Raw genomic sequence first — 26,527 nt, forward strand, 5'->3', positions numbered from 1 at the left:
AGATTTAAAATGTCAGGTTAAGTCCTACCGTATATGTTTTTGAGTTAGGATAAGCCCCCTGGTCAACTCCCTGTTCCGTATCCGACACATATCCGCTCCAATTCAATCCCTCTGCCCTGTTGGAGTTGACTTCCGGATCAATACCCTTATATTTTGTAAACGTTAGCAGATTGGCAGCACTGATAAATATTCTTAACGATGCCAGATTCCACAAAGCGGCCTTCTTTACATCATATGATAAACTCACATTCTTTAACCGTACGAAATCAGCTTTCTCTATGAAACGGGAACTTTGAGAATAGGTATTGCCCTGCGCCGAGCTAAAAGCAGGAATATCTGATGTTTCATTTACTCCCGGAATATATCTGTTCTTAATATCTGAGAAAATAATCTCCTTGGCATCGGTACTTCCCAGCATGCCAAAAGCATAGGAATAATTGAGCTTATCCAGCCCAAACAACCCTTGTATGAAAATGTTTAATGCAAACTGTTTGTAAGTAAATGTATTATTCCATCCTAATGCTGTTTTAGGTAATGCACGTCCAATTATCTGGTAATCCTTATTGTTGATTACACCGTCCTGATTGCTGTCTTCATAACGGGCATCTCCTGGTTTAACGTTATACTTTGCAGCCTCTTCCACATCTTTGGGTTTATAAGTACCTAAATATTTGTAACCGTAAAAGGACCCGATAGGCTCACCTGGTCTTAATATAAACTGATTAACCAGAATCTCCTTACGGTTTTCTCCCAGACTGATTAGTTTATTGTTGATGAATGAAATATTAAATGCACTGCTCCAATTGAAATTTCTTTGCGTAAATGCATCTATACCCAGTGAAAATTCCCATCCTCTATTTTCCATATTACCCACGTTGGAGAGTACAGAATTTCCGCCCAGGTATCCTGGTACGGGTTGGTTCAATAGCAGGTCCCGTGTTTTTTTTATAAAATAATCTGCCGTAAATGATATTGCACCTTGTAAAAAGGTGGCATCCAAACCGGCATTCAGTTGCGCTGTTGTTTCCCATTTCAGGTTGGGATTGCCCGGATTTCCCAACGCAATACCTGCCACAATGGCTCCTGATGCTCCGTTAAATACAGTCCCCGCCTCATCCAGATTGGAGGTGTAGGCCGAAAGTGTACCGTATGGATTAATACCCTGGTTGCCCGTAAGCCCCCAGCTACCTCTTAATTTAAGTTGCTGAAACAGGGGCATATTCTTCAGAAACGGTTCTTCAGATAGTTTCCAGGCGATGGCTGCCGATGGGAATATACTATACTTGTTCTTTCCCTGAAATTTGGAGGAACCATCCCGGCGTACCGAAGCAGATAAAAAGTATTTGTCTTTAAAAGCATAATTGGCTCTTCCCAGTAATGATAACAAACTCCATTTACTATAACCTGAACTTACCTGCGAAGATGCGGAGAGTGCAATGTTATTATAGGATTGATCGGGGTAAGTAAGCCCACTTACGCTTACATTAAAACCTGTTCCTTGAAATTGTTGCGTTTCAAATACCCCGGTCACCTCCAGGCTATGATCGTTATTAAACACTTTTTTGTAGGTTAGATTGTTGGTATTCTGCAAAAGGATATTTTCGCCTGAATTGCGGGAAGCGGTTGGTTTATTGCCAGAGATAGCCGGGCCAGCAAATCCTTTATACTGATCATTCGTATAATTAATACCTGCCTGAATATCCAGAGACAGCTCCGGCATAAACTCGTAGCGCACCCCTCCTATCAGGTTTACATTCGTTCTTTCATTCCTGTTATCTGATTGCTCATTGATAGCTACCGGGTTTTCAAAGATAGAGCTGGTAGGGTCTTTAATCGTGTACTGCCCGGCAGCATTATATACCGGGGTAGTAGGCGCCCAGGCCAGTGCCTGTCCCAGGGAGCTACCTCTTGCTCCTGTGCCACTGGTATTATGGTTTTCCCTTCGTGTGCCTGTAAAATTAAACCGTAAAGAAAACTTGTCCGTGATCTGCGAAGCAATATTGGCACGGATCGCATACCGCTTAAAATCAGAATTACGGATAATACCGTCCTGGCTCAGGTAATTACCATTAATCAGGTAGGTCGTTTTATCAGAGCCTCCGGAAAAACCAAGCTGATACTCTTTTCCTATACCAGACCTGAAAATCTCATCCTGCCAGTTGGTTCCTCCTTTTTCGCGGAAAGCCTGAATCTGCGCATCCGTAAATCTTGGCGTATAAGGCTTTCCCGGAGGATTAAGTGCCAGGTCCCTGGCATTCACCACCTCAGCAAAGTCAGCAGCATTCATGGTCTTATAATAGTCTATCACTTTTGAGGTACTGAACCTGGTCATAAAGTTAATCTGCATCTTACCTGCCCGGCCGGCTTTAGTAGTGATAATAATCACACCGTTGGCGCCCCTGCTTCCATAAATAGCGGTAGAAGATGCATCTTTTAATACCACAATTGAGGCAATGTCTTCTGTATTGATATTATTAAAATCTGCCCCCACAAAACCATCTACTACATATAAAGGGCTGTTATCTCCTGTTAAGGAATTGGCACCCCTGATACGGATTCTGACATCTCCGCCCGGTGAGCCCGAATTGCTGAGTACCTGTATGCCTGCTACTCTTCCCTGTAAGGCCTGATCTAACCGGGTAACAGGCTGGTTTTCAAAATCCTTGCTGGAAACATATGCTAATGAACCGGTTAGGTCACTTCGCTTTTTGGTACCATAGCCAATTACCACGATATCTCCTATTTTTGTTTCTTCTCGCACTAAAACCACAGCCAGAAATCCCGTGGTATTCACAGAGACTTCCTTTGTTTGAAAACCTATGTAAGAAACGATCAAAACCCCATTATTATCGGGAAGCTGAAGGCTAAAATTTCCATTAACATCTGCTGATACACCCAGGTCTTTTCCTTTTAACTTGATCGTAGCTCCCGGCAAAGGATTGCCCGCTGCATCCGTTACCCTGCCCTTTATATCTACCGGTGGTGGCAGGGAAGGGATCATGCTTCCATGCTTCACCACCTTTGGATTAACAATAATAATCTTGTTGCTGATCGTATATTCCAGGGCCTGGTTTTTAAAGCAGATATCCAATACCTCTTCCAGTGCTGCCTTCTTCACATGAATGTCAATAGGCACCGTTTTTTTAATGACATCCGGATCATAAAAAAACAGGTAACCACTTTGCAGCCTGATCTCCCGGAAGATTTTTTCCAGCGGAGCCTTCTTTTCAGAAAGGGTTATTTTCTGGGGATATACCTTGGCACTTACCTGCAAGCAGCTGCCTAGTAATAAAATGCTGATTATTTTCATAAACTGCACTGATTTACTGTTTACACAGCGCCATCTGCAAACAGCGGTGAGGAATCTTTGGGTACAGAAAACTTTTAAAAACATAACTTTGTGCTGTTTAGGTGAAAGAATAAATAATGCGATTCCATCAGCCTTATGTAAATAAGACTGGCCTAAACTTTTAGCCGGGAGGTGCCGCGAACACTTCCCGGTTTTTGTTTAGCTAAAACGGATAAACTGTTTCTACTTTTCCGGAATACTGCTATTTTGGTTGACCATTAAGGCGTTACTATCAGTTTCTTCCCTTCTATTCTGAAATGAACATGGCTTAATTCCAGTATTTTTAACACTTCGGATAAATTCAAATACCTGAAAACATGTCCGGTAAAATGACGTGGGGGAATATCCCCTTCGTATGCGACATCAATATCATACCACCGGGATAATTGCCGCATGATACCTGGCAGGTCTACCCCATTGAACCAGAACAGACCGTTTTTCCATGCTACCACCTCCTCCACATCTACATCATTACTTAGCTTAATTTCGCTATTACCGGTAATCTGAGCTTGCTGACCGGGACTTAACAAAGTATTAGCCAATCCTTTACCTACCTTTACTGCGCCTGCCAGCAACGTAATTTTTGTTGAGGATTCATCTCCATAGGCATTTACATTAAAATGTGTGCCCAATACATTTACAACGGCTCCATTTGCCCTTACACAGAAAGGCATCTTTGTATCATGCATTACTTCAAAATAAGCTTCCCCGGTAATTTCCACTTCCCTTGCCTTGCCTGAAAACATAGTTGGGTAATGTATGGAAGAAGCGGCATTCAGCCATACCAGGGTACCATCGGGCAAGGCTAATTTATATTGGCCTCCCCGTGGTGTAGTCATAGTATTATATAAGATCTCACCTGCAGTGTTGCTCCCTTTAGGTTGATAAGCTAATTGTCCATTTGTCAGTTTGATGATGTTGGTATTTCCCTGCCGGGCCAATACACCATTAGCCGCACTATCCAATATAATCTTTGCGCCATTGGATAGTGTTAATATCGCTTTATTCCCTCCCGGGATCTTATCAGCGTTTAAATCAGCCATGCTCTGCTGCTGCGTAACTGATGCAGTCCTGCTGTTAAACAGGTATGCTGTTACACTTATTGCCAGCACCAACACTGCAGCGATACGTATATATTTTAAATAGGTATTTTTTCGGAACATAGGTATGATCACTGCCGGAGGACTTTCCAGGGTTTCAGCTTTTTCCAGCATTTGCTGAAATGATCTTGTTGTATTATCAGGCATTGATAGTCCCTGGTAAGCCTGCTGGTGCAATTTTTCTCCTAAAACACGATACAGTATGTCCTGGTTAACAGGAGTATTCCCGTTTTCCAAAAACACTTTCAACTCCTCTTCCGTTAGCTCGTCTTTCAAGAATTTTTCCAATAAGGACTCAAAATTCAATGCCATACGCTTTGATTTTATACACGCACCTGATAATACCAGTTTGCTTATTTATAAAGACGTAAATGGCAGCAAACAGGGAGCAGCCAAAAGAAAAAATTATTTCATGAGCATTATCCAGACCAAAATAGCCAGCGGATCACTATGGTCATTCAGGTATTTCCGAAGACTGGATATTGCCCTAACAATATGGCTCTTAACGCTTTCTTTTGATATTCCCATTTGTATAGCAATTTCTTCATGCTTTAACCCCTGAAACCGGCTGAGGCAAAAGGCTGTTTGTTGTTGTGGCGTTAAAAGATGAATTCCCTGCCGGATAATTCTTTCCATTTCTTTTAACTCAATACTATCACAAGGAGAAAGGGCGGGGTCTTTAAAATACTCAGTCAGGTACAGGCCGTACTCATAGGTAAATACTTTTTGCCTTAACTGGTCAAAAATCAGGTTACGGGCAGTGATAAAAAGGAAGGCGTCAAACCGGACAACTTCTTTTAATTTTTCGCGTTTTATCCAAATCCTGGCAAATACTTCCTGTGCCATATCTTCCGACATTTCCGGAGATTTGGTAAACATTAACGCCGTGGAATAAATCTGATCCCAGTAACGTGTGAATAATTCTTTATATGCAGCTTCATTTCCTCCGGCAACTTTTTCGACTAACTCTCTTTCTGTGTACAAGCTAGCTGGCAACATTTAAAACCAATATACCTTTAAATATAATTATAAAATCATAATTCCTTCTAACTTATTTAAAGGCTATAAGCGGTGTACAACAGGCTTTCAACAGAAAGCGCAGCATCATCATATACAATACTTAGACGGTACAGGCACCTGCTTTTTGCTGATGGCTTTTATAAGCCTCTCCCCAATCACACAATGCCCGGATAATTGGTATCAGTGTCTGCCCCAATGTGGTTAATTTGTATTCCACTTTGGGCGGAGCTTCTGCGTATGCTTTTCTTTCTATAATGCCATCCCTTTCCAGTTCCCTTAATTGTAAAGTCAACGTTGCATGAGTGATGTCCTGCATCTTCTTTCTCAGCTCTCCGAAACGGGCAGGACATTCTTTGCTGATGCTATTCAACAGCAGTAATTTCCATTTTCCGCCAATGATCTTCAGCGCGTTTGTCATCGGACAGTTATTTTCCTCCAGCCATTCACTTTTATCTGTCTGCATATCTGCTTGTGAATCATTGATAGTATTCTCTTTCATACCTGGTATTATTCTTTATACTACTTGTATTAATGATTTGATGCACTCACCTTTGGTGCGGCATAAAGTTAACGAATTGATTTATAAAGCAATTACAACAGGTCTATTATGAACAGTCAGCGCTTGAAATGGTTTTCATTAGTCATTGTATCCTCTTCCGTTTTTTTAGCGGTCATTGATATTTTCATTGTGAATGTGGCCATCCCCTCTATCCGGAAAGGCATCCAGGGCTCTGAATCAGATATACAACTGGTCATAGCCCTGTATCTGCTGGGCTATGCTGCTTTTCTTATTACCGGCGGCCGCCTGGGTGATTTTTACGGTAAGAAACGTGTTTTTATCATGGCCATGTTGCTCTTCACACTTACTTCTTTCCTTTGTGGTATTTCACAAACAGCCTGGCAACTAAACACTGCCCGCTTTGTGCAGGGCGTGAGCGCGGCATTCATGATTCCGCAGGGCATTGCTTATGTGCATGTATTATTTCCCGATCACAAAGACCGTATAAAAGCGCTGGGCATTTACGGCAGCATTGCAGGTGCTGCTTCTGTAATCGGTCAATTCCTGGGAGGCATTCTCCCGGACATCCATGGTGCGATTGAAGGATGGCGCCTGTTATTCCTGATAAACCTGCCTATAGGATTCATTTCAGTAATACTAGCCGCCAGGTATCTGCAGGATACCCCTGTAACAGGAACCGGCCAATTCGATTATTCCGGGGTAGCGCTACTGACACTTGCATTAATAGGCCTGATATATCCGCTTATCCGTGGCCGTGAACTGGGCTGGCCATTATGGAGCCTGGCGTCTATATTGGGAGCTATTGCCCTGCTTTTCATTTTTGTGTTTGACCAGCAACGTAAACTGGGCAGAGGTGGTAATCCCTTGATTAATATACAACTCTTCAGTTATAAAGATTTTAACATCGGCTTATGTGCGGTACTGTTTTATTTCATGGTACAGGACTCCTACTTTCTGATCAATGCCATCTTTCTGCAAACCGGATTAGGGCATAGTTCTTCTGATGCAGGGATCCTTTTCGTATTCCAGGGAGTAGGCTATGTAGTAGCCTCCGTACTATCAATTTCCCTGGTAAAAAAGTACGGTAAACGCGTATTACAGGCAGGGGTACTCATCATGATAACTTCACTATTATTGCACATATATGTCTTTAGCGCCATCACCGTCTCCCGTACTGCATTACTGTTTACTTTATTTTTTTATGGCATGGGATGTGGTTCAGTATTACCTTCCCTCCTTACAATGGCAATGAAAAGCATCCCCATGCAATTTGCCGGAGCTGCATCCGGTACCTTTTCTACCTTTCAGCAAACAGCTGTTGCATTAGGTGTGGGTATCACAGGAGGTATATTCTTTAGCGTCCTGGACAATGAAAGCGGGACATCTGCCTATCTCGGAGCATACCAGGCAGCTACTTGGGTAAACATCCTCTTCCTGGTACTCGTCAGTTTTTTCCTCTACAAACTTCCTGAAGACAACCGGCAAACAGTGCTGCTGGCAGGCTAAAACTTTTCTCCTCCTGTCTTCTGATCATCATTGTGGATCCCCGGGCTATGGTTTTCACGATTGGTATTGCTTTTGCCGAATTTCCATGTGAACCCTATCCCAAATGATCTGAATGGTAATGCAAAATTCCCGGTCTGCTCATATTTTGAAGTAGCCGCATAGGATCCCAGATTTTTAACGTCGGTGAATGGATCCACCATGGTCAGACTTATTGTGCCTTTCTTTTCCAGGATTTCTTTTTTCACGCCGATATTCCACATATTAAATGCAGAATAATACCCCTGATAAGTTCTTTCAGGTGCATCAAAAAAAACAAATGATTCAACTATCCATCCGCTTTTCAGGTTTACAGTCGCACTTACAAAAGTCTTGTAGTTAAGAAAGACCTTATTTGCCTGCCCGGTAAACTCCCTATATGCATCCCTTGGGTGAATACCATAAATATAAAGATCAAAGTTACCCCGGAGCGTTAATACTTCAAACAAGCTGACAGCTGCAAAAATGTTTGTCCCAAACGATGCTACGCTGCCAATATTTGCAAAACTTTGTAAAACAACCGGCTTCCCTTCTTTTATGATATTTTTATAAATTGGTTCAATCACATCCGTAGTACGGCGATAATAAACTGAAAAGTTCAGCATGCTGCTTTTAATTGTTACATTGCTTCCTAACTCAATATTATGCGTAAGCTCAGGTTTTAACTCCGGATTCCCCTCTAATTGATTCACCAGGTCAGCCTCACTGCGGAAAGGATTCAAGAAATACAGGCTGGGGCGTTGAAGCCGCTGATTATAGCTAATCTTAAAATCTGAATTTTCTGTTATTTTGTATGAAAGTACTACACTTGGAAGCAACTGATTGTACCTGTTGGCAAACCCTGTATATGTCCTCACAGGACTTCCTGATAGCAATGTATATTCATACCTGACTCCCCCTTTAGCCTCCAGCTTCTTTCCCAATGGGATGAAAATAGTAGTATAGGCAGCACCTACATTTTGTTTATAATGAAAATCATAACTCCGCTCGCTTACATTTACATAAGTCCCTGCTTGGGTCATGGTATCAGTTACTACTGCTGATAAAATGTTCCTGAAAATGAATTTAGCACCCAGCTCCCATACAGCCTTCTTAACAGGCTGGGTATAATCCGCCTGAAAAGTAATTTCATCGTTTATACCTTTGTTATACCCATTTTCATTGGGTCTGAAACCAGCCAGGCCGTAAGCTGATGTATAATCCGTATTATTCCTATTCTTCGAATATTGCCCGGAGAAGGTCAGTTCTTTCCCCTTTTTTTTAAACTTCCGGATATAATCCGCACTCCAGTCAAAGCCACCAAATCGTTGTTTGTTATTATTACTGCTGCTCACTTTACTGATACCGCTATAAACATTATCCAATTCATTATCTGTATGAACTGCCAGCCGGTTTAAACTGAAATTGGAAAGAATGGTATTATTGGTATCAATGCTATAGTCCAATGCAACATTGCCTCTCCAACTATTACGTTTGTTACGGCTTTCATTGTTTTGGGAAACGATGGGTGCTCCAGTAAGCAGTTTTTGTTCAAATGTTATCAAAGTGGCTACAGGCCAACTCCAGGAATTACCCAGATTAGCAGCCATACCTAATTTGCCTTTCCGGGCATTTATATTTCCGTTAAAGTTATTCTGCCGGGTACCTATCCCACCAGCAGCAGATCCATTAACACCCTTCACATTATTCTTTTTGGTGACAATATTAATAATACCAACACTGCCTTCAGCATCATATTTAGAAGATGGGCTGGTAATCACTTCCACGCTTTTTATCTGATCCGCAGGAATCATCCTTAGTGCATCCGCCATATCATTACTCATGGCTACGGATGGTTTTCCATCCACTAAAATCCGGATATGTGTACTTCCCTTCAGCGATACATTACCAAACAGATCTACTGATAATAACGGCACCTTACGGAGCACATCTGCGGCATTTCCTCCGGTAATAGTAATATCTTGCTCCGCATTATAAATTAAGCGGTCTGCTTTATTCTGCACCAGTGGGACCTTACTTTTCACTTCCAGGGTTTTTAACTGCTTTATTTCCGACACTACTTTATTTTCAGGCAATGAATCTGCCGCCTTATCTGGGCTTTTGTATCCGGTACTATCCTTTATATTATTTTGTGCTAACAATCGGGGCAGGCTTAATACCATCAGTAAAGTGAAAATATATCCATAGCGGAGATTGCTGAATGCCATAACTGACTTTTTCCCAAAAGTCTTAGATTTGGTGAAGTGTACCTACTTTGTTACGTGAGCGTGCCGGATAATTATGTGAACAGACATAGCTGCTCACTCACATAATAGAATCACCCATTTACATAAATTTACTATTGGCTAATCTTTAAATTATTAGATTTGGCGATGACAAATAGAACCCTTTTGGGTATAGTTTTATTCTTTTGGTTAATATCCACCTTGTATCTGCTGACAGGGGCCATCATATTTTCAAAATCTTCATTTGAAGGTATCATACTAATCACTTCTTCTCAGTTATTATTGTTGGGTAAAATATTATTGTGCCTGTTCTATATATTTCCCAGGTACTGGAAAAAAAACAAGGTGATTCACCTAATTGTAAGCATTACCCTCCTGGTGCTGCTGTCTGTTACAATCCGATACTATTTAGAAGAAGTATTGTTTGTCCGATTTCTTGGGTTCCCTCCCAGCCCCAATCTTAATCCTTATTTTTTTGTATACGACAACTTCTACTTCTCATTCCCCGGCATTTTTATCGGCATGATTGCTTACCTCGTTGCTAAAGCTTTTGACGTGGAACAAAAAAACAAGCAACTGAGAGATCACCTTCAGCAGGCAGAACTAAACTTTCTGAAATCCCAGCTTAATCCGCATTTTCTATATAACACATTAAACTACATGTATGCGATAGCACTACCTATATCGGACAAGCTATCACTGGCTATTTTGAAATTGTCTAACACCATGCGTTATACACTTACGCAAAATAAAAAAAGCCTGATGCCGCTGAGTGAGGAAATACAATTTATAGAAGATTATATTAAACTGCATGCCATCCAGTTCGAACCAGCCTTTTACCATCATTTTTCCATAGAAGGCAATACAGATCAAATCGTGTTCCCCCCATTGGTTTTAGTGCCCTTTATTGAAAATGCCATCAAACATGGCATAACCAATGTAGCTTCAACACCCATTGAGATTCGCCTGGTAGCTTCCTCGCAACAGCTTATCTTTGAAGTGAGCAACTATATCAATCAACAATTGAAGGATGAAGTGAGTGGAATAGGTTTAGCAAACGTGCAACGAAGGCTTGAAATTCTGTATCCGGATAAACACACATTGCTCATCAACAATGACAGTCCTCTTTTTAAGATTAAATTAACCATCAATCTACAATAATGTCAGGCTTAACTTTATATCGTTGCGTAGCGTTGGATGATCAGTTATTTGCCACTGGCATCATTGCAACTTATATTAGTAAAACCCCTGACCTCCATTTGGTTAAAGCAACTACAGATGTATTTGACGTTTTAAAAATGGTAGATGAAGGTTTAGTAGATCTGGTATTTCTGGATATTCAGATGCCGGATTTAAATGGCATTCAATTTCTGAAGTTATGTGGTAACAAATGTAAAGTAATTTTAACCACCGCATACCCGGAATATGCTTTACAGGGATTTGATCTGGATGTGGTAGACTATCTGTTGAAGCCAATTGCATTCGAACGGTTCCAGAAAGCAATAGATAAGTTCCGGTTATTAAAGTTAGCAACTCCGGCATCCAACATACCAGCACAACCCGATTACATATTGCTAAAGGGGGATGCCAAAAATAAATTTCATCAGATCAGGTTTTCAGATATACTGTTTATAAAAGGCCTGAACAACTATATATCTATTTATACAAAGGCGCAACAAATCATCATCTATATGAGCTTAAAAGAGATCATCAACCTGATACCCGATGATTTGTTTTGCAGGGTGCATCGTTCTTACATTGTATCATTGGTGCATATTAAACTGATTGACAGACGGTTGTTATTTATTAACGATCATAGCATCCCTATCAGTAGCAGTTATAAAGAACATTTTTTCTCAAGGGTAAAATAGATCCGCTCCTGTTATTTACTCAATTGGATTTTCCGTTTATCGAATTTCTTTCTCAAGAAGGGGGATCCTCATAAAATACAGCCACTTGATAACTAACAGCAGATTGCGAATTGCGATTTGAGTGCTTTCGTATACATTTAATTTTATAAAAGAGCATAAAATGAAAGGATCAAATATCTGCTGTTGCGTCCTGCTTATCTTTCTTTTCGTTAGCTGTAATAAGAATAATACTTATAGTCAGGTCCGTTATAAAGGTGGCAAAAAGCATGTACCGCCAGCTTTTGGTATGCTACCTGATCCAAATGATAATTATAATTTAAACACCCCTATTTCAGGCCCGCTTAAAGACCAGTTGGACAAGCAGGTAAGTAAAGTCTTTTCCATCACCGACATGCCAGGGATTACGGCAGCAATGCTTATTGAAGGGAAAGGTCTGTGGCAAATAGATACCGGATTTACTTCAAAACCTGAACAAAAAAAAGTGGATCCTGCTACTTTATTTTATTGGGCAAGTGTGAACAAGCTCATTACGGCTACTATCATTGCAATATTGATACAGGAACGTAAATTAAGTTATGATAGTAAACTGTCTGACTGGTATCCTCAATTTCAGCATGCAAAGGATATTACTATAGATCAGTTGCTGAAACATACCAGCGGTCTTTATAGCTTTAATACGGATTCCACCTTTCATTACAGCAAACGTTATTATGCGCCGACAGAACTATTTGATCTGATTAAGGCCAACAAAAATTTGTTCAGGCCCGGCGAATACTGGTCATACAGCAATACCGGTTACCTGTTGTTGGCATTGATCGCTGAAAAAATTGAAGGAAAGGCTTTTGCACAGATAGTGCAGCAAAGGATCTCCGCTCCGTTGCATCTTACTTCCCTGAGGGTATTAGCTCCCGATGAACATCCTGCCAATCTTGCCCTGGGACATATAAACAGCAATACTATCGCGGAAGATTTTTCTACTCCGCTGGGGGCCGGGAATATTATCAGTAATGCAAAGGATATGGTGATGCTGTTATATTCCCTGCTAACGGGTCAAATCAGTGATCTTGCTCTTACAAAAGACAGGCTCAATGATTTATACCCCATGTTTGAGAAAGGAATGTATTATGGCAGGGGCATTATCCTTTCTGATTTCAACGAAATTAATCAAACGGACAATTACTGGATCGGGCACAACGGGGGTACAGAAGATTACCGGGCCTTATTAGTGTATGATGTGGCTACAAAAGCCTTCGTGGCAGTTGCGGTCAATCAGCATATCCCGGTGGAGGCCATTACAATGAAATTACTGGAACAGTTAAAATAGGATAAACAAGCGTCTATTTGCCTGCCAATAGTACCCTGTTCTTTTATGGGGCCAGGATATTATTGCGCAGCTGATATTGCTGGCATAATGTTTCCATCTTTTGGGTAAAAGCCTGCCGGTAATATAAAGGCATTTGAGTTCCATCAGCGAAAAACCGGTGATATTTTTCCAGCAAATGGGGATAGTGTTTTTCTACCGCTCTGAGCACAAGCGTCTTGCTATCGGAAGGCTCCGAGCCATATAATGTTAAGGTAGCAGGAAATATATAGTTGATACCAATTGCTTCAAATGTCTGGAACATATGCTCCAGTTGCGCCGCCGTATCTGTTATAAAAGGCAACAAAGGCATCAGGCTTACACCGCTGAAAAGACCGGCCTGGATGGTTTGCGTTAAAGCTTCCAGGCGCATGGAAGGAGGCGTAGCGCCGGGTTCAAAAATATGAGCTACCGGATCATCCAAAGTGGTAAAAGAAAAGGTTATCAAGGCCTTATGGGACAGCTTATTACTTAGATCCTCCGGAAGTATTGCCTCCCTGTCGATGGCTTCGAGGAGATCGAAGTCCCTGCTGACTAAATCCGATTTGGTGATGATATGTACCGGAAAGCGATGACGTAAGATCACTTCCAGAAGCCGCCTGGTAAGTTGTGTCTTCTTTTCAATCTGCAGGTAGGGATCTGTAACGGAGGACAGCACAATAATACCGTATTGTTTTTTGCGGGCACGGAGGGATAATTGCTGTTCCAATAGTTCTACCGCATTGCTTTTAACGCTTAGTTTTTCTTCCATATTAATCCCGTATTTACTCCCCCTGATATAACAATACAGGCAGTTAAAGGAGCAGCTACTATAGGGATTGACCGTATAGTCGTCCAGGAACCAGGGATCCCGGCGTTTTGTCTTATTAAGTATGGACTTAGCGATGATAGTGCGTATCATTTTTTCCTGTTGCGGTTAAGACCTATGCTAACTTTTGTCCGGAACCATGGCCTGGTTACCGCCGATGCTATATCAGGAGCATACCGGGCAATAATATCCGGATGAAACCTGGCTACCGTTTTAGCTCCCCACCCTATCCCCTTTTTTGTATGAAAATCTGTTGTACCCGCCAACGACAACAATATCCCGAATACTGGCTCAACAAAAACCGGATCCAGTCCTTTTTTAACTGCGTAATGTGTAGCCACCCCTATTGTCCTAACGATCCATTTATCTTCATGTACGGCCAGCTTCTTCAGCAGTGGAATAGTTTTATCCGGTTGGGTAAGCAAGGCATATCCTAACACCCGCTCTCCGATGATATCGCATACATACCACTCATTACCAAACCGGATATAGTCGCAGGCTTTATCCACAGACTGCTTAAAATGCCGTGGTAAACGCAGCTGGAGGATCATTCCAGCTACTACCTGACCACCCATCTCCCGCAATTCGATAATCCGGTCTGTAACAGCTATCTGCGCTACCTCCGGGATGGCAGCAGCTATTTCCTTTGCAGCATACTCTAATAGCGGAAACCTGACTTTCTTTTTAAACAGCGCATCATGCAGCATAGTGACAAAAGCAGCTGCGCCCTGTTGGTCCCAAACGGCTTGGGCTTCCGTTATGATATGCCTGATGGTTGCTTTGCTACTGATACTTTCCATAGTACGTCCCGGATTATTATATTCACACAATTACGGTATATAAAACTTTACAATAATAAGATTCTTCTGATTTGTTTAACGTAAATTACACCAATAATATCATCAATTACCCGGGCCACCATAATGGATTACATAATAGGCGATCCCTGCAAGACTGAAGCGATGGGATGGAATATATTATGTCAGGCACGATCAGTATGAACAAACCACACAGACTAATCTCGAAAAAAATCTATCTTTTGCGCATGCCGACGCTTAAAAATACCCGAACGATATTAACCTGGTTGCTGTTATTATATATATCCTCTTTGCACGCGCAGGATAGCACCGGCAGTACTTCCCCTTTTGTGACGCGCATCCGGCAATTCGGGAAGGAAGAAGCCAGGATAAGTGCAGACAGGTATAAAGAAGGACAGATTTTAGCCCGGCAATACCAGCAGTTGGGAGCGCTTCTTAAAGAAGCACAACATGCAAGGATCTACCTCAAAGGGGGCATCGATAGTAACCAGGTAAAGGAAGCACTTGCTGTGATCCGACGCTCTGCTGAAGTGGTTAAGGATGGTATCATCACCAACAAAGGCTCTTTTCAGACACAACGCAACCTTACAATATCCTCAGTTATTCTTGGACAATTACTTCATGAAATTGCAGAACAGCAGGAGGTGGTAGGAAAGCACACGGCTATTCTCTTTTCCTTTCGGAACAAAATAGACTCACTGGAGGCCGACCCTGCTCTGGTTACCTTTCCCTCAGATTCTGTGGCTATCATGCGGTATGTAAAAAAACTGGCCAGTCTTCAAAAAGAGATCAGTCCGGCAGATTCAGCTGTTGACCGGGCGTTGCTGAGTACACAGGAACTGCAGATGGAAGTAGACCGGTTGGCCTACGAATTAAGAAGCGCCTATGAGGAAATACAATTGGAGCGGGAACAAACTGCTGCCAGCGCTTTTAAACAGGAGGTCCCTGGAATCGTAGGACCTGTATTATATTCCAGGCCATTTAAGGAAATTGTTGATTTTTCCGCGGCCAAAGAATGGTTGGCACTGAAGTTCTACCTTAATAATAACATAAGCCTGGTCATCATCCTGTTTATATTGATACTGTTATCAGTTGTTTTTCTGCAGACACTTAAAAAGCGGTTGAACCAACAGGATATGACGGAGCCTGACCTCGAACAACAACTGGTAATCAGAAGGCCCTGGGCTACGGCCGTTCTACTGATAGTATCCTGCTGCCAGTTTATTTTTATTGATGCCCCATTTGCTTTCAGTTTCTCTCTATGGCTGGTTTCTTCCATTTGCCTGGGGGTAGTCTTCTATGGTTACATTTCGCCTTATTGGATGCGGTTCTGGGCGGCAATAGTATTCCTATTTGCCATTGCTTGTCTGGATAACCTGCTGTTACAGGCTTCCCGTACGGAACGCTGGATCATGTTGGGAATTTCGCTTTCAGGTATTTTGTACGGAATATGGCAATTTGCAGGAAAAAGGCGTTTGGAACTGCAGGAAAAACGTATCCTGCTATTTATCGGATTTATGGTTGTATGTGAAACAGTTGCCACTATACTTAACCTGGCCGGCCGTTACAATCTTTCCAAAACAATGATGATTACAGGCTTTACAGGTGTGGTCATCGCCATCCTGTTTTTATGGACCATCCGGTTGATCAATGATGGTTTGAAGCTGGTTTCCATGATCTTCCAACACCCGGAGCGACAACTACTCTACATTAACTTTAATAAAGTAGGTGCAAGGGCACCGCTTTTATTATATGTGCTTTTGATCGTTGCCTGGTTCATCCTTGTAGCCCGTAATTTTTACGGATTCAGACAGGTAACTGTTCCTTTCAATGCCTTTCTTAACCAGGAGCGATCAGTGGGCGACTATACGTTTACGATCTATGGAATTTTTATATTTATGATAGTAGCCGGGTGTTCTTTGTTGCTATCGCGTTTGATCAGCTTCTTTACTTATGAACCAGGTACCCTCTCCATACAGCACGGGAACAAAGGACGGCTAAAAGTAGGTAGCTGGTTGTTGTTGATCCGGATTTTTATTATTTGTGGCGGTCTATTCCTGGCGTTTGCTGCATCAGGCATTCCGTTAGACCGGTTGACTATCGTATTGGGTGCACTTGGTGTTGGCGTAGGGCTCGGTTTGCAGGGGCTGGTCAATAACCTGGTAAGTGGTTTGATCATCGCCTTTGAAAAACCAGTAAATGTAGGTGATTTTGTTGAGGTTAGCGGACAGGCAGGTACAGTTAAAACCATCGGGTTTCGCAGCAGTACGATTGCATTGACCGAAGGCGCCTGCCTGGTAATTCCCAATGGAGATCTGCTTAGCCAACATCTGGTGAACTGGTCGATGGCTAAAAACACCAAACGGGTACATGTGAATGTAGGGGTAGCTTACGGCAGCGATCTGGAAAAAGTAAGATCACGGCTCCTTTCCCTGCTTCAGGATGATAACCGGATTTTAACCTTCCCCGAGCCTTTTGTTACCGCCAAAAACTTTGGAGATAGCGCTGTAAGCTTTGAAATTATATGTTGGGTGAAGCATTTTAGTCTGGCAGCAAACCTGACCAGCGATCTCATAATACGCATCAACAACGATTTTAAAGAAGCTGGTATTGTGATTCCGTTTCCCCAACAGGACATACGTGTTATACAGGAAAAAAAAGAAGAGCAGCAAAACAACGATTAAGTATCCTGCTTGTTTTATCGAAACTATTGTATCATCAATTTAATTTTGCAAACGGATTAAGCACCCGATTATAAGTTATTGGCAAATAAAAAAGACTCACTCTGTGGGTCTTTTTTATTTGCCAATAACAGGCACCCAACCGGCTCCTGGTGCGTTTAAAACTTATACGCTAAACTCCCGTTAATATGACGGGGCGGTTGAGGATCATTATTGATACCCCAATACCGCTCATTAGCCAGATTATTTACTTTCAGTCCGATGCGGAACTGAGCCTGCTCATAAAATACGGTGGCATCAAGCCGGGTGTAAGCTGGTTTGGTGAGCCCACCCGCTTCATTGTTGGGATACAACTCACTCATATAGTTACCCCCGAAACCTAATCCCAAACCATTCAGTGCATTTCCAGAGAACCGGTAACTCACCCAGCCATTGCCTACATGCTGAGGAAGTCCGTTACTGGTGCCTTCCACATTTTTATTAGCTTTCGTATACTCGAAATTATTATACCCGTAACCGGCTACAATATTAAGCCCTGGCAAAGGATTAGCCACAATATCCGCCTCAAATCCTTTAGATACCTGTGTGCCGTCCTGTACAGAAAATCCCTGCCTGTCCGGATCGTTTCTTACTGCATTATTGAGTTTAATATAATAGTAGGAAAGGGTGCCGGTGAGCTTATGGCGGATAATGTCCAGTTTGGTACCCACTTCCAGCTGGTTACCATATTGTGGTTTGAGGATAAGCGTGGCCTGGTCTGGCTGTTTGATAGGTGCCATGTTCTGAAAGCCATTCATATAATTTGCGAATACAGCCACTTTATCTTTTAAAGGCTGGTATACTATCCCAAGTTTGGGCGACAAGGATGTTTGTCCATAGGTACTGCCTTCCGGTACAGGTTTTCCATTGGTGGACGTACCTTTGTTCTCAAACCGGTCTGCACGAAGGCTAAGCATTACCATCAGCTGATCGGTGAGATTCAGCATGTCGGAAACATACGCGCTGTAACGGTTTTGCCTGGTAACCGTTTGATTTGGAGAACCAACACCTGCCACAATACTATTGATCCGCTCCAGAGACATCGGTTTAATAGTATGTTGGATGTTAATAGTATCATACAGCAGCGTACCATAGTCCAACCCTTTATTATTGGTAGTATGTACCTCTACTCCTGCTACCATCCTGTTGCGCAGATTAAAGATGCGGAAGTCACCGGTAAAGTTTTGCTGGAACTGGATAGCCCTGTTTACGCTTCCCCGTTCTGCAGCAAAGCTGCGCACGATCATGGAATCATTGAACCACTTGGTGGGCCAGAGGTAATTGCTGTTGGTGAAGGTAGCTGCCCCGGAAGCAAATTGAGTAGAAGAAGTCCAACTGGAAGATATTTTATATGTTGCCTGTGCATACACATTCACATTACCCTGATTGAGCAATGGGTCGCTGCTGTTGATAGACTGGAAATAATCCAGTGGCATGTCTTTAATATTCTTGAAAGTAGTGCCGGTAAATGAATAGGCAGGCATAGTGCTACGTTGCACACGATACAGTTCTGCATCGAGGTTCAGGGTAAGGCGGTCGTTCACTTTATAGCTGAAACTTGGTGCCAGTGCTATATTACGGCTTCCACCATAGGATTGAAAGCTATGCTCCGTGTGTGCGGCGGCGTTTACACGCATCAGCAAAGAGTGATCGCTGTTCAGCGGGGTATTGATATCGGCAGTAAGCCTGTTCAGTCCCCATTGGCCAGTAGTATAGGTGATCTCCCCTTTTACCGCATCAAACGGCTTTTTAGTAACAAGGTTAGAGAATCCGCCAAAGGAAATAAGGCTGGAGCCGAATAAGGTACCAGAAGGCCCCTTCAGCACTTCCACCCGCTCCACATTCACGGGGTCTATACCACCGGATTGCAGTGCGGCCATGCCGTTACGGATCTGGCTCGTAACCCAGAATCCACGAAGGATCTGGTAGGTAATGCCGTTGTTGACACCGCCCACGCTTACGGCCCCACCAGGAATATTACGCAGGGCAGCCTTGTAATCCACCGTCATTTGTTCCTGCATCAGCTCTTTTGAGATCACGTTGTACACCTGTGGGTTCTCCAGGTTCTTGATAGGCAGGCGGGCTACATAGCCGCTCTCCTTATTGGCAAAGCGATTCTGGTTGCCGGTTATAATCACTTCCTTCAACTCCTTGTCGTTGGCTTTCAACTGAAAAGTCAGTGTTACTGTTTCATTAGCCTCCACGGTGATCTGTTGCCGGATTGGCTCATGTCCCAGCAGCATGACCTGTATGGTGTAATTGCCAGGCTTTACCTTCCGGATTACAAACTCACCCCGCTCGTTTGTTACAGCACGCCTGCCATTATCGCCCAACTGAACAGACACCTGCGCCGCAGGCTGATTATCGGTAGTAACAACGGTGCCTTTTACAATACCAAAGCCGTCCGGCTCTTCTATATTCACAGCCCAGGAAAGCAGTGGTAACAAAAGGCCTGCTAAAAGTATAAAGATGTATTTCATGCGGAAATTTTTTGCAAAACTCTAACATATTGCATGGCGTAGGTTCCGCAATCAGGAATTTGATTTACGCAATCAGGAATGTTTTTAGCAGGATAGGGTTCACAGGAGTTTATCAGGTCATGAGCACCTCCGCATAAAATAACAAAGGCCACTCAATGAGTGGCCTTTGTTATTTTACAAGCCCTCAAAAGTATACTGCTCCCCTGGTTTTGTATCAAAATCGTAAAAGTAACTTTCCTGCAGTGTTACTTTTTCCAGGTGTACCTTATCAGCTATTAACGGCGTTTTAATATCGGGCACTTCATAAAATGGGTTAGGATTCTTTCCCTGTGCGGTTTTGAATAGCCCATTTGCTCCTTTTAGTTTATTATAGACCCGGATCCTGCAATTTCCACCCAGCGCTGAATAGATCGTCAGTTTGTGAAGCTTCCCGTCTCGCCAGGTTACATCTACTTTAAATCCACCCCTTGCCAATAATCCTTCCACGCTGCCATTTAGCCATCTGTCGGGTAGCGCGGGCAGCATAAATAAAAAACCATCATGGCTTTGTAACAGCATTTCCGCCACCCCCGCAGTATAACCAAAATTACCGTCTATCTGAAATGGAGGATGTGCGTCGAACATATTCGGATAAGTACCTCCACGCCGGCGCCCATGCTCATCGATAGTGGGTTTTAACTGATCCCCGATAAGCTTCAATACATGATTACCATCTAACAGTCGTGCCCAAAGGTTTATTTTCCATGCCATAGACCAGCCGGTAGATTCATCCCCCCGATACAACAGCGATTTTTTTGCGGCTTCAAACAACTCTGGTGTTCTGAAGGGAGATATCTGATCACTTGGATATAACCCATACAAGTGCGAAACATGCCTGTGATGATCGGTAGAATCGTCCCAATCTTTTATCCATTCCTGTAACTGGCCGTACTGGCCAATCTGCATAGGAGGTAACCGGGACCGCATTTGTTGCAGGGTATCGGCAAACAATTTATCCCTGCCCAAAATACGGGAGGCTTTGATTACTTCTGAAAAAAGGTCAAATACAATCTGGTTATCCATTGTTGCACCAGCTGTAACAGAAACCCCTTTTTGATAAGCATGTTCCGGAGAATTAGAGGGGCTTACTACCAACCAATGATGTTCCGGTTCTTCCTGAAGTTGATCAACAAAATAAGTGGCGGCTTCTTTTATAAATGGATATATTTTTTGCAAATATTTTTTATTACCAGTAAAGAGATAATGTTGCCAAAGTGGCTGGCACAGCCATGCTCCACCTGATGCCCACATGCCGGGAAAGCCGCCATCCACAACGCCTGTGATCCGCCAAAGATCTGTATTATGATGCAGCATCCATCCTCTTGCCCCATACATTTTTTGCGCGCTCTCCCTACCGGTAACAGACAGGTCCTGTACCATGCGTGTAAGCGGTTCTATCAGTTCTGAAAGATTGGTCACTTCTGCCGGCCAATAATTCATTTCTGTATTTATGTTGATGGTGTATTTACTATCCCATGGCGGACGCACCTTATCATTCCATATCCCTTGCAAAGTAGGCGGTTGTCCTCCCGGCTGTGAACTGCTTATCAGCAAGTACCTGCCAAACTGGAAATATAAAGCGGCCAATTGCGGATCGTCTCCTTTTTTAAAGTCACGGATCCTCATATCTATTGGATTCTTCACAGAGTCTGTTACACCAAGATCAATACGTACACGGTCATAATATTTCTGATAAGCCGCGATGTGATCATTGAGCAGATGGTCATACCTTTTATTCCAGGCTCCATTTAAATATTCCGCTGCCTGCCGCATTTCGTTACCCGTCAGATCATTATAACTTCTGAAGTTAGTGGCTATGGATATATAAATTGTAGCAGTATCCGCCTCCTTTATGACAACGCTGCTATCCGTTACTGTATTTTTACCACCCGATGTTTTAACCCTGACCTGTGCACTGAATTTTACTTTCCCGGCCTGCCCTTCAAGGTCACCGGAAACACCTGAAAGCACTAATTCATTTTTCTTTGTGGTATTGACCTGGTGTTTTTGAGGGCTGTTCATCCTGAGTTGACAGGTGATCATACCCGGCTTGTCCGCAGTAAGGCGCATAACGATAACCTGGTCGGGGAAAGAAGAAAATATTTCTCTTTTGAATCCAACATCTCTTACCTTATACCTTACCGAAGCCACCGCTTTAGAAATATCCAATGCTCTTGTATAGTCATGAAATTTTTCATGACCTGGGAAATTGACTAAAAGATCTCCCACCGGCTGGTAAGCCATGCCATTATTGGAGTTACCTTGTACCATCTTATTGGTCAGGTCCTGTGCTTCCTTGTATTTCTTTTCGAAAAGCAACTTACGGATAACGGGTATGACGTTCCGCATGTCGGGCTTTATGTTATTATTCGGTCCCCCTGACCAAACCGTTTCTTCATTTAACTGAATATTGGCTTCCCCTGGATTACCAAAAACCATCGCTCCTAAACGTCCGTTGCCGATGGGAAGTGCTTCGTTCCAGTTTTCAGCAGGCTGACGATACCAAAGGGTATAGTCATTATATACTGGCACTGATTGCTGTTGCGAAAAACTGCTAAGAGGCAGGAGAAATAGCACCGTTAAAAACAGTAAATTTATTTTCATCCGTAAACAATTGTGCTGAATAAATAAGTTTATCATAATCCGCTGTAACCAGGATTATCCCGGTATATTATTCAAACCATTTCATGATTTCGTTGGCAATAACTTCATGTCCTTTCTCATTAGGATGATTATATTGCGCCATATAGCTATGCAGATCTTTACCTGATTTCGCAAGGTCTGCAAATGCTGTATAGCTGTTTACCAACCCAATATGATATTTCTCTGCCAGTACAATCAACTGGTTGGTATATTGTTCCAATATATTGCCAACCGCAGTGATGTCTACCTTCAAGTCAGGAGAGGGGGTGATCAATATTACTTTGATATGTTTTCTCAATGCCATTCTTATCATCTTTTCAGTTGCCTCTTTTGTTTTTTCCAGGCCGATTCTTCTGTCATTCAATGCATAGTCAATAAAAAGTACGTCAGGCTTATGTGGTAAGACCTCGCTTTTAAAGCGCTTTTCACCTTGTATTGAATTTTCCCCACCAATAGCGGTGGTGATAGCATTGGCAACCGAATAAGGATAATGTCTTTGTAATTTAATAAACGTAAGAAACGGATACGCCTGCGGCCTGTGTACATACGGCGTGTTCGCATATCCTGCCGGAACAGAGTGCCCGTGAAACACTAAATTGACTGTGCGATTGTCGGGCCATTTTCTATTCAGCTCCGCTTTAATATCGGCCAGGTAAGTATCCGGATCAGCTTGTCCCATCCCCCTCTCTCCTATTAAACACAGGAGAATAGGAAGAAAAATAGAAAGAAATAGTTTTCTCATTATAGATTATTTGAACAGTTACATTTTTTATCAGTTATTTCCCGATAGTCAGCAAATGGGGCAGTACTGCCTTTGTCAGAATTTGATACCCTTCCGCACCAGGATGCAATCCATCTGCAAAAAGTGATTCCTGAATTTTTCCTGAAGTATCCAATAGAAGTTTGCCCGGATTTATATAAGGAATGTTTTCATTAACACATAGCTCGTTGATTTGCTTATCAAGATCCGCCACCCTTTCCTCTTTTCCACGTCGTGGTAATATACCCACCATCAGCAACCTGGCTGAAGGTTGCCTTTCCTTCACCCCTTGAAGCAATAACTTTAGACCTGCAATAATCTCTTCGTCCGAATTGATGCCGATATTATTGGTACCGGCCATGATAACCACCTGTTTTGCATGGTAGCCTTCCAGCTCACCATGATAAACACGCCATAGTATGTTTTCAATGCAATCACCTCCGAAGCCAAAATTATGTACGCCCAGGGGAACGAAATATTTTTCCCAGGAATTCTCTCCGCGGTGAATGGTCTTATCCAGTTTTCCGCCCCAGTGCTGAACAATAGAATTGCCTAATAATATGATCTCCGGTGGATTCTCCTTATTTGCCCGGAGTAAATTCTCGTGGCGTTCATTCCAGTTATAGCTCCTATCTCTAAACTGCCTGCACGGTTGCGTTGTTGTATATTTCCCTGCCGGTTCACGTAAGATCCGGCGGATCACTTTTTCATAAGCTGCTCCATACAATTCCATTCCGCTTACCTTCGGATGTACCCCATCTATGGCCAGGTTCTCCTCCTTTATTCCAATGGAATCTGCGGATAAATAGAAAATATTTTTCACCCCGGATGCTTTCAATTGTTCAAAAGCTTCCTGGAATGCTTCATTGGTCTTTAGGTATTGCCCCTGCCGGGCTCTATTCAATGAAACAGCATGCGCTACGATCAATACCGGCACTCCAGGGCGTTTTTGCCGCAATATTTTCACGGCGGCGATGAGACTGGTTTTGATTGCCTCTTCCTGACCCAACAGGTTAGGAAAATAATCCAACACATAAATTTTAGCGTCCAGCTCTCCCATCAGATTCATCACGGATTCATCCAGTCTACCAGATCCTGCAAACCCAAGATTGATCACCGGTGTTTGAAGTCTGCGTTCCAAAATAGCGGTCCAGGTCAGACCTGACCTTGGAGCAGCTAGGCCCTGGGTAATAGAGGTACCATAAACAACGATTGGCTTATCCTGGCTTACCGGTAAGGGTGTTAGCTGTGCATTTTCCGGCACACCGATCTCCAGCCATTTTACCTGGTTGTGGTGCGGCAGGTACAGATGATACTCCCGAAAAAAATCATGTTTCAATGAGGAATACTGGTACTCGATAGTATCACCAAAATTGCATTTACCAGAACTCCATTCCCATTGTCCGCTTCTATTCATGGCATACAAATCAAGGCCGCTCATGCCTGTATCCGGCATATGCGCCTTGCTTAGCTCACGTGATACAGTGTAACGCACACGTATCTCCGGTGACCGGGAATAAAACCTGATCATTAAACCGGTGGATTCCTGAGATTGATACCATACAGACGGGCTCACCTTTTCTTGTGCCCTCGCTGGTAAGCGATCATAAAATTGCGCCACCTCTTTCGGCCATGCCTGCCCCTGGATCACCGGAAAACTACTCTCCACCGGATTCCACCATTTATATGACGTGATTTGCTGGCAAAGAGCTACTTGTACTGACAGCATGGTTATCAGCACAAAAAGACAACATTGTTTCTTCATTTATACTTTATTTGAGCACAGGTGGTTTATACTATTACGGCAGTACATTTGTGACCTCCATAGATGTCATCTTTACAGGATATCCCCATCCGGCTTTGTCCAGATCACAAAAATCACCCAACCGCTTCATCGATACAGATAACAGGGATGTCATAGATTTTACCTTATTTTGATATTGTTGCTCATTTGCCAGGTTATGCATTTCCCACGGATCTTTATTAAGATCAAAAAGTTGTATCGGATGTTGCCCATTCACATTGTAACATGCGAGTTTGAAACCCTCTTTCACAACAGCACGTTGCAGGTTTGAATAAGCAAAGAATACCTGGTCGCGTCCTTTAAAAAATCCTTTATCAAAGGCTGTTTTCAGAGACATTCCTTCTACAGTTGCCGGTACAGGTATCTGGGTCATATCGCATAAAGTGGGATAAATATCATTTAAATAAACATATGCATTTACCCGCTTGTCTTTCGGTATCCCCGGACCTGCGAATACCAATGGTACACGTATAGCAGATTCATAAGGGTTTTGTTTCCCCAGCAGCCCATGTTGCCCCACAGCCAAACCATTATCGCCTGCAAAAACGATCACCGTATTCTTATCTCTCCCAGTTTGTTTTAATTCGTTCAGGATTCTGCCTATCTGATAATCTACTTCACTGATCATGGCATAATATTTTGCGATCTCTCTTTTTACCGTTTCTTTTGTTCTTGGAACAGGTAAAAGCATTTCATCTCTTATATACAATTCCCCATTATCGAAAGGGTGTACAGGTAAGTAGTTAGCCGGTAATGAAATGTCGTCAGTATGGTAATTATGGCCATACCAGGTAGGAGCCGTCCGTGGATCATGCGGTGAAGTGAAAGCCACATACATCAGGAAAGGCTGTTGTTGGTGTTGCTGGCTTTTCAAAAAATCAACGGCGGCATCTGCAAAATAAACGGAAGAAAAATCATCTCCCCAAAACGGTTCATCATATTGCCCGCTACTATCGTAATGATGCAGGTGAGGACGGTATTGTCCACCGGCATCAGGTGGATACATTCCGCCGAAAAAAATATTTTCCGCGGTGGAAAAGGATCGTTTAAAAGACGCTTTATCCTGGTGCCATTTTCCTGTCTCAAAGGTAGTATAGCCATTAACACGGAATAATTCAGGGAAGGTAGTATCTGATGCCGGAATATATGCTCCTGCTTTATGCAACCGGAACAAGCTTCTGCTGGTGAGGATCATATTCCTGCTAGGGCTGCATATGGCTCCTGTTAATCCTCCCATGATATGCGCCTGGGTAAAAGTGGTCCCTTCTTTTACCAGCTTATCCATGTTAGGGGTTACTATTTCCTTGTTTCCCAGGGCATGAATAGTATTAAAAGTCTGATCATCGGTTAATATGAAAAGAATATTTGGCTTATCAGCAACACGGGTCTGCGCTTGCAGCCCTATTTTATTACCCGCAACAGCTACTCCAAAAAGCATAGCAACGAAAAACGTTTTCTTCATAATGGT

17 protein-coding genes are annotated in these 26,527 nt (G+C 42.8%); 5 read left to right on the forward strand and 12 right to left on the reverse strand.

Features of this window, described 5'->3' with window-relative positions; genetic code table 11:
* Positions 1-4: 4 nt before the first annotated feature.
* From ABR189_RS09490 to ABR189_RS09505, 4 genes are all read right to left on the reverse strand, one after another.
* Positions 5-3,310, reverse strand: coding sequence for a TonB-dependent receptor (locus ABR189_RS09490; RefSeq protein ID WP_354660236.1), 3,306 nt, complete (start codon positions 3,308-3,310; stop codon positions 5-7).
* Between the two features lie 257 nt (positions 3,311-3,567).
* The gene (locus ABR189_RS09495) at positions 3,568-4,761 is read right to left on the reverse strand and encodes a FecR family protein (protein WP_354660237.1); all 1,194 of its coding nucleotides are present in this window, start codon (positions 4,759-4,761) and stop codon (positions 3,568-3,570) included.
* A 93-nt stretch (positions 4,762-4,854) separates the two neighbouring features.
* On the reverse strand, positions 4,855-5,433 hold the full coding sequence (locus tag ABR189_RS09500) for an RNA polymerase sigma factor (RefSeq protein WP_354660238.1): 579 nt from the start codon (positions 5,431-5,433) through the stop codon (positions 4,855-4,857).
* A gap of 136 nt (positions 5,434-5,569) precedes the next feature.
* On the reverse strand, positions 5,570-5,968 hold the full coding sequence (locus ABR189_RS09505; protein WP_354660239.1) for a winged helix-turn-helix transcriptional regulator: 399 nt from the start codon (positions 5,966-5,968) through the stop codon (positions 5,570-5,572).
* A gap of 108 nt (positions 5,969-6,076) precedes the next feature.
* Here ABR189_RS09505 and ABR189_RS09510 point away from each other — a divergent pair, with 108 nt between their 5' ends.
* Positions 6,077-7,495 carry an MFS transporter gene (locus tag ABR189_RS09510; RefSeq protein WP_354660240.1) on the forward strand — a complete coding sequence of 473 codons (1,419 nt, stop codon included), beginning with the start codon at positions 6,077-6,079 and terminating at the stop codon, positions 7,493-7,495.
* On the opposite strand, the gene ABR189_RS09515 is transcribed toward ABR189_RS09510, so the two are convergent.
* Entirely contained in the window at positions 7,492-9,738 is a 2,247-nt protein-coding gene (locus ABR189_RS09515) for a TonB-dependent receptor domain-containing protein (RefSeq protein ID WP_354660241.1), read from the reverse strand. The genes ABR189_RS09510 and ABR189_RS09515 overlap by 4 nt on opposite strands.
* A gap of 363 nt (positions 9,739-10,101) precedes the next feature.
* Between ABR189_RS09515 and ABR189_RS09520 the strand changes: the two genes are divergently transcribed.
* From ABR189_RS09520 to ABR189_RS09530, 3 genes are all read left to right on the forward strand, one after another.
* Entirely contained in the window at positions 10,102-10,917 is an 816-nt protein-coding gene (locus tag ABR189_RS09520) for a sensor histidine kinase (RefSeq protein ID WP_354660242.1), read from the forward strand.
* On the forward strand, positions 10,917-11,627 hold the full coding sequence (locus ABR189_RS09525) for a LytR/AlgR family response regulator transcription factor (protein ID WP_354660243.1): 711 nt from the start codon (positions 10,917-10,919) through the stop codon (positions 11,625-11,627). The genes ABR189_RS09520 and ABR189_RS09525 overlap by 1 nt, the downstream gene beginning before the upstream one ends.
* 160 nt (positions 11,628-11,787) lie before the next feature.
* The gene (locus ABR189_RS09530) at positions 11,788-12,951 is read left to right on the forward strand and encodes a serine hydrolase domain-containing protein (RefSeq protein ID WP_354660244.1); all 1,164 of its coding nucleotides are present in this window, start codon (positions 11,788-11,790) and stop codon (positions 12,949-12,951) included.
* Between the two features lie 43 nt (positions 12,952-12,994).
* Here the strand turns inward: ABR189_RS09530 and ABR189_RS09535 are convergent, their stop codons facing one another.
* Both ABR189_RS09535 and ABR189_RS09540 read right to left on the reverse strand, forming a co-directional pair.
* Entirely contained in the window at positions 12,995-13,888 is an 894-nt protein-coding gene (locus tag ABR189_RS09535) for an SPL family radical SAM protein (RefSeq protein WP_354660245.1), read from the reverse strand.
* Entirely contained in the window at positions 13,885-14,595 is a 711-nt protein-coding gene (locus ABR189_RS09540) for a DNA alkylation repair protein (RefSeq protein ID WP_354660246.1), read from the reverse strand. The genes ABR189_RS09535 and ABR189_RS09540 overlap by 4 nt, the downstream gene beginning before the upstream one ends.
* Before the next feature lie 245 nt (positions 14,596-14,840).
* On the opposite strand from ABR189_RS09540, the gene ABR189_RS09545 reads away from it, so the two are divergent.
* A complete protein-coding gene (locus ABR189_RS09545; RefSeq protein ID WP_354660247.1) occupies positions 14,841-17,297 on the forward strand; it encodes a mechanosensitive ion channel family protein in 2,457 nt (818 codons plus the stop codon).
* A 155-nt stretch (positions 17,298-17,452) separates the two neighbouring features.
* Here ABR189_RS09545 and ABR189_RS09550 read toward each other — a convergent pair whose 3' ends face one another.
* The 5 genes from ABR189_RS09550 to ABR189_RS09570 all read right to left on the reverse strand — a co-directional run bounded on the left by ABR189_RS09550 (position 17,453) and on the right by ABR189_RS09570 (position 26,521).
* Positions 17,453-19,813 (reverse strand): TonB-dependent siderophore receptor, encoded by a 2,361-nt coding sequence (locus tag ABR189_RS09550; protein ID WP_354660248.1) that lies wholly within the window; start codon positions 19,811-19,813, stop codon positions 17,453-17,455.
* 174 nt (positions 19,814-19,987) lie between these two features.
* Positions 19,988-22,456, reverse strand: coding sequence for a glycoside hydrolase family 95 protein (locus tag ABR189_RS09555; RefSeq protein WP_354660249.1), 2,469 nt, complete (start codon positions 22,454-22,456; stop codon positions 19,988-19,990).
* A 67-nt stretch (positions 22,457-22,523) separates the two neighbouring features.
* Positions 22,524-23,237 carry an SGNH/GDSL hydrolase family protein gene (locus ABR189_RS09560; protein WP_354660250.1) on the reverse strand — a complete coding sequence of 238 codons (714 nt, stop codon included), beginning with the start codon at positions 23,235-23,237 and terminating at the stop codon, positions 22,524-22,526.
* 34 nt (positions 23,238-23,271) lie between these two features.
* Positions 23,272-25,020: an SGNH/GDSL hydrolase family protein gene (locus ABR189_RS09565; protein ID WP_354660251.1), complete on the reverse strand. Its 1,749-nt coding sequence runs from the start codon at positions 25,018-25,020 to the stop codon at positions 23,272-23,274.
* Between the two features lie 34 nt (positions 25,021-25,054).
* Positions 25,055-26,521: a sulfatase family protein gene (locus ABR189_RS09570; protein ID WP_354660252.1), complete on the reverse strand. Its 1,467-nt coding sequence runs from the start codon at positions 26,519-26,521 to the stop codon at positions 25,055-25,057.
* Positions 26,522-26,527: the final 6 nt, after the last annotated feature.

Origin of the sequence: Chitinophaga sp. H8 (assembly GCF_040567655.1) — a bacterium.
GTDB lineage: Bacteria > Bacteroidota > Bacteroidia > Chitinophagales > Chitinophagaceae > Chitinophaga > Chitinophaga defluvii.

Excerpts from the sequence above, each read along its gene's own strand:
- ABR189_RS09540 (WP_354660246.1), bottom strand. The coding sequence starts at position 14,595 with ATGGAAAGTATCAGTAGCAAAGCAACCATCAGGCATATCATAACGGAA.
- ABR189_RS09505 (WP_354660239.1), bottom strand. The coding sequence starts at position 5,968 with ATGAAAGAGAATACTATCAATGATTCACAAGCAGATATGCAGACAGAT.
- ABR189_RS09515 (WP_354660241.1), bottom strand. The coding sequence starts at position 9,738 with ATGGCATTCAGCAATCTCCGCTATGGATATATTTTCACTTTACTGATG.
- ABR189_RS09545 (WP_354660247.1), top strand. The coding sequence starts at position 14,841 with ATGCCGACGCTTAAAAATACCCGAACGATATTAACCTGGTTGCTGTTA.
- ABR189_RS09495 (WP_354660237.1), bottom strand. The coding sequence starts at position 4,761 with ATGGCATTGAATTTTGAGTCCTTATTGGAAAAATTCTTGAAAGACGAG.
- ABR189_RS09555 (WP_354660249.1), bottom strand. The coding sequence starts at position 22,456 with ATGAAAATAAATTTACTGTTTTTAACGGTGCTATTTCTCCTGCCTCTT.
- ABR189_RS09570 (WP_354660252.1), bottom strand. The coding sequence starts at position 26,521 with ATGAAGAAAACGTTTTTCGTTGCTATGCTTTTTGGAGTAGCTGTTGCG.
- ABR189_RS09560 (WP_354660250.1), bottom strand. The coding sequence starts at position 23,237 with ATGAGAAAACTATTTCTTTCTATTTTTCTTCCTATTCTCCTGTGTTTA.
- ABR189_RS09510 (WP_354660240.1), top strand. The coding sequence starts at position 6,077 with ATGAACAGTCAGCGCTTGAAATGGTTTTCATTAGTCATTGTATCCTCT.
- ABR189_RS09530 (WP_354660244.1), top strand. The coding sequence starts at position 11,788 with ATGAAAGGATCAAATATCTGCTGTTGCGTCCTGCTTATCTTTCTTTTC.
- ABR189_RS09550 (WP_354660248.1), bottom strand. The coding sequence starts at position 19,813 with ATGAAATACATCTTTATACTTTTAGCAGGCCTTTTGTTACCACTGCTT.
- ABR189_RS09565 (WP_354660251.1), bottom strand. The coding sequence starts at position 25,020 with ATGAAGAAACAATGTTGTCTTTTTGTGCTGATAACCATGCTGTCAGTA.
- ABR189_RS09490 (WP_354660236.1), bottom strand. The coding sequence starts at position 3,310 with ATGAAAATAATCAGCATTTTATTACTAGGCAGCTGCTTGCAGGTAAGT.
- ABR189_RS09525 (WP_354660243.1), top strand. The coding sequence starts at position 10,917 with ATGTCAGGCTTAACTTTATATCGTTGCGTAGCGTTGGATGATCAGTTA.
- ABR189_RS09535 (WP_354660245.1), bottom strand. The coding sequence starts at position 13,888 with ATGATACGCACTATCATCGCTAAGTCCATACTTAATAAGACAAAACGC.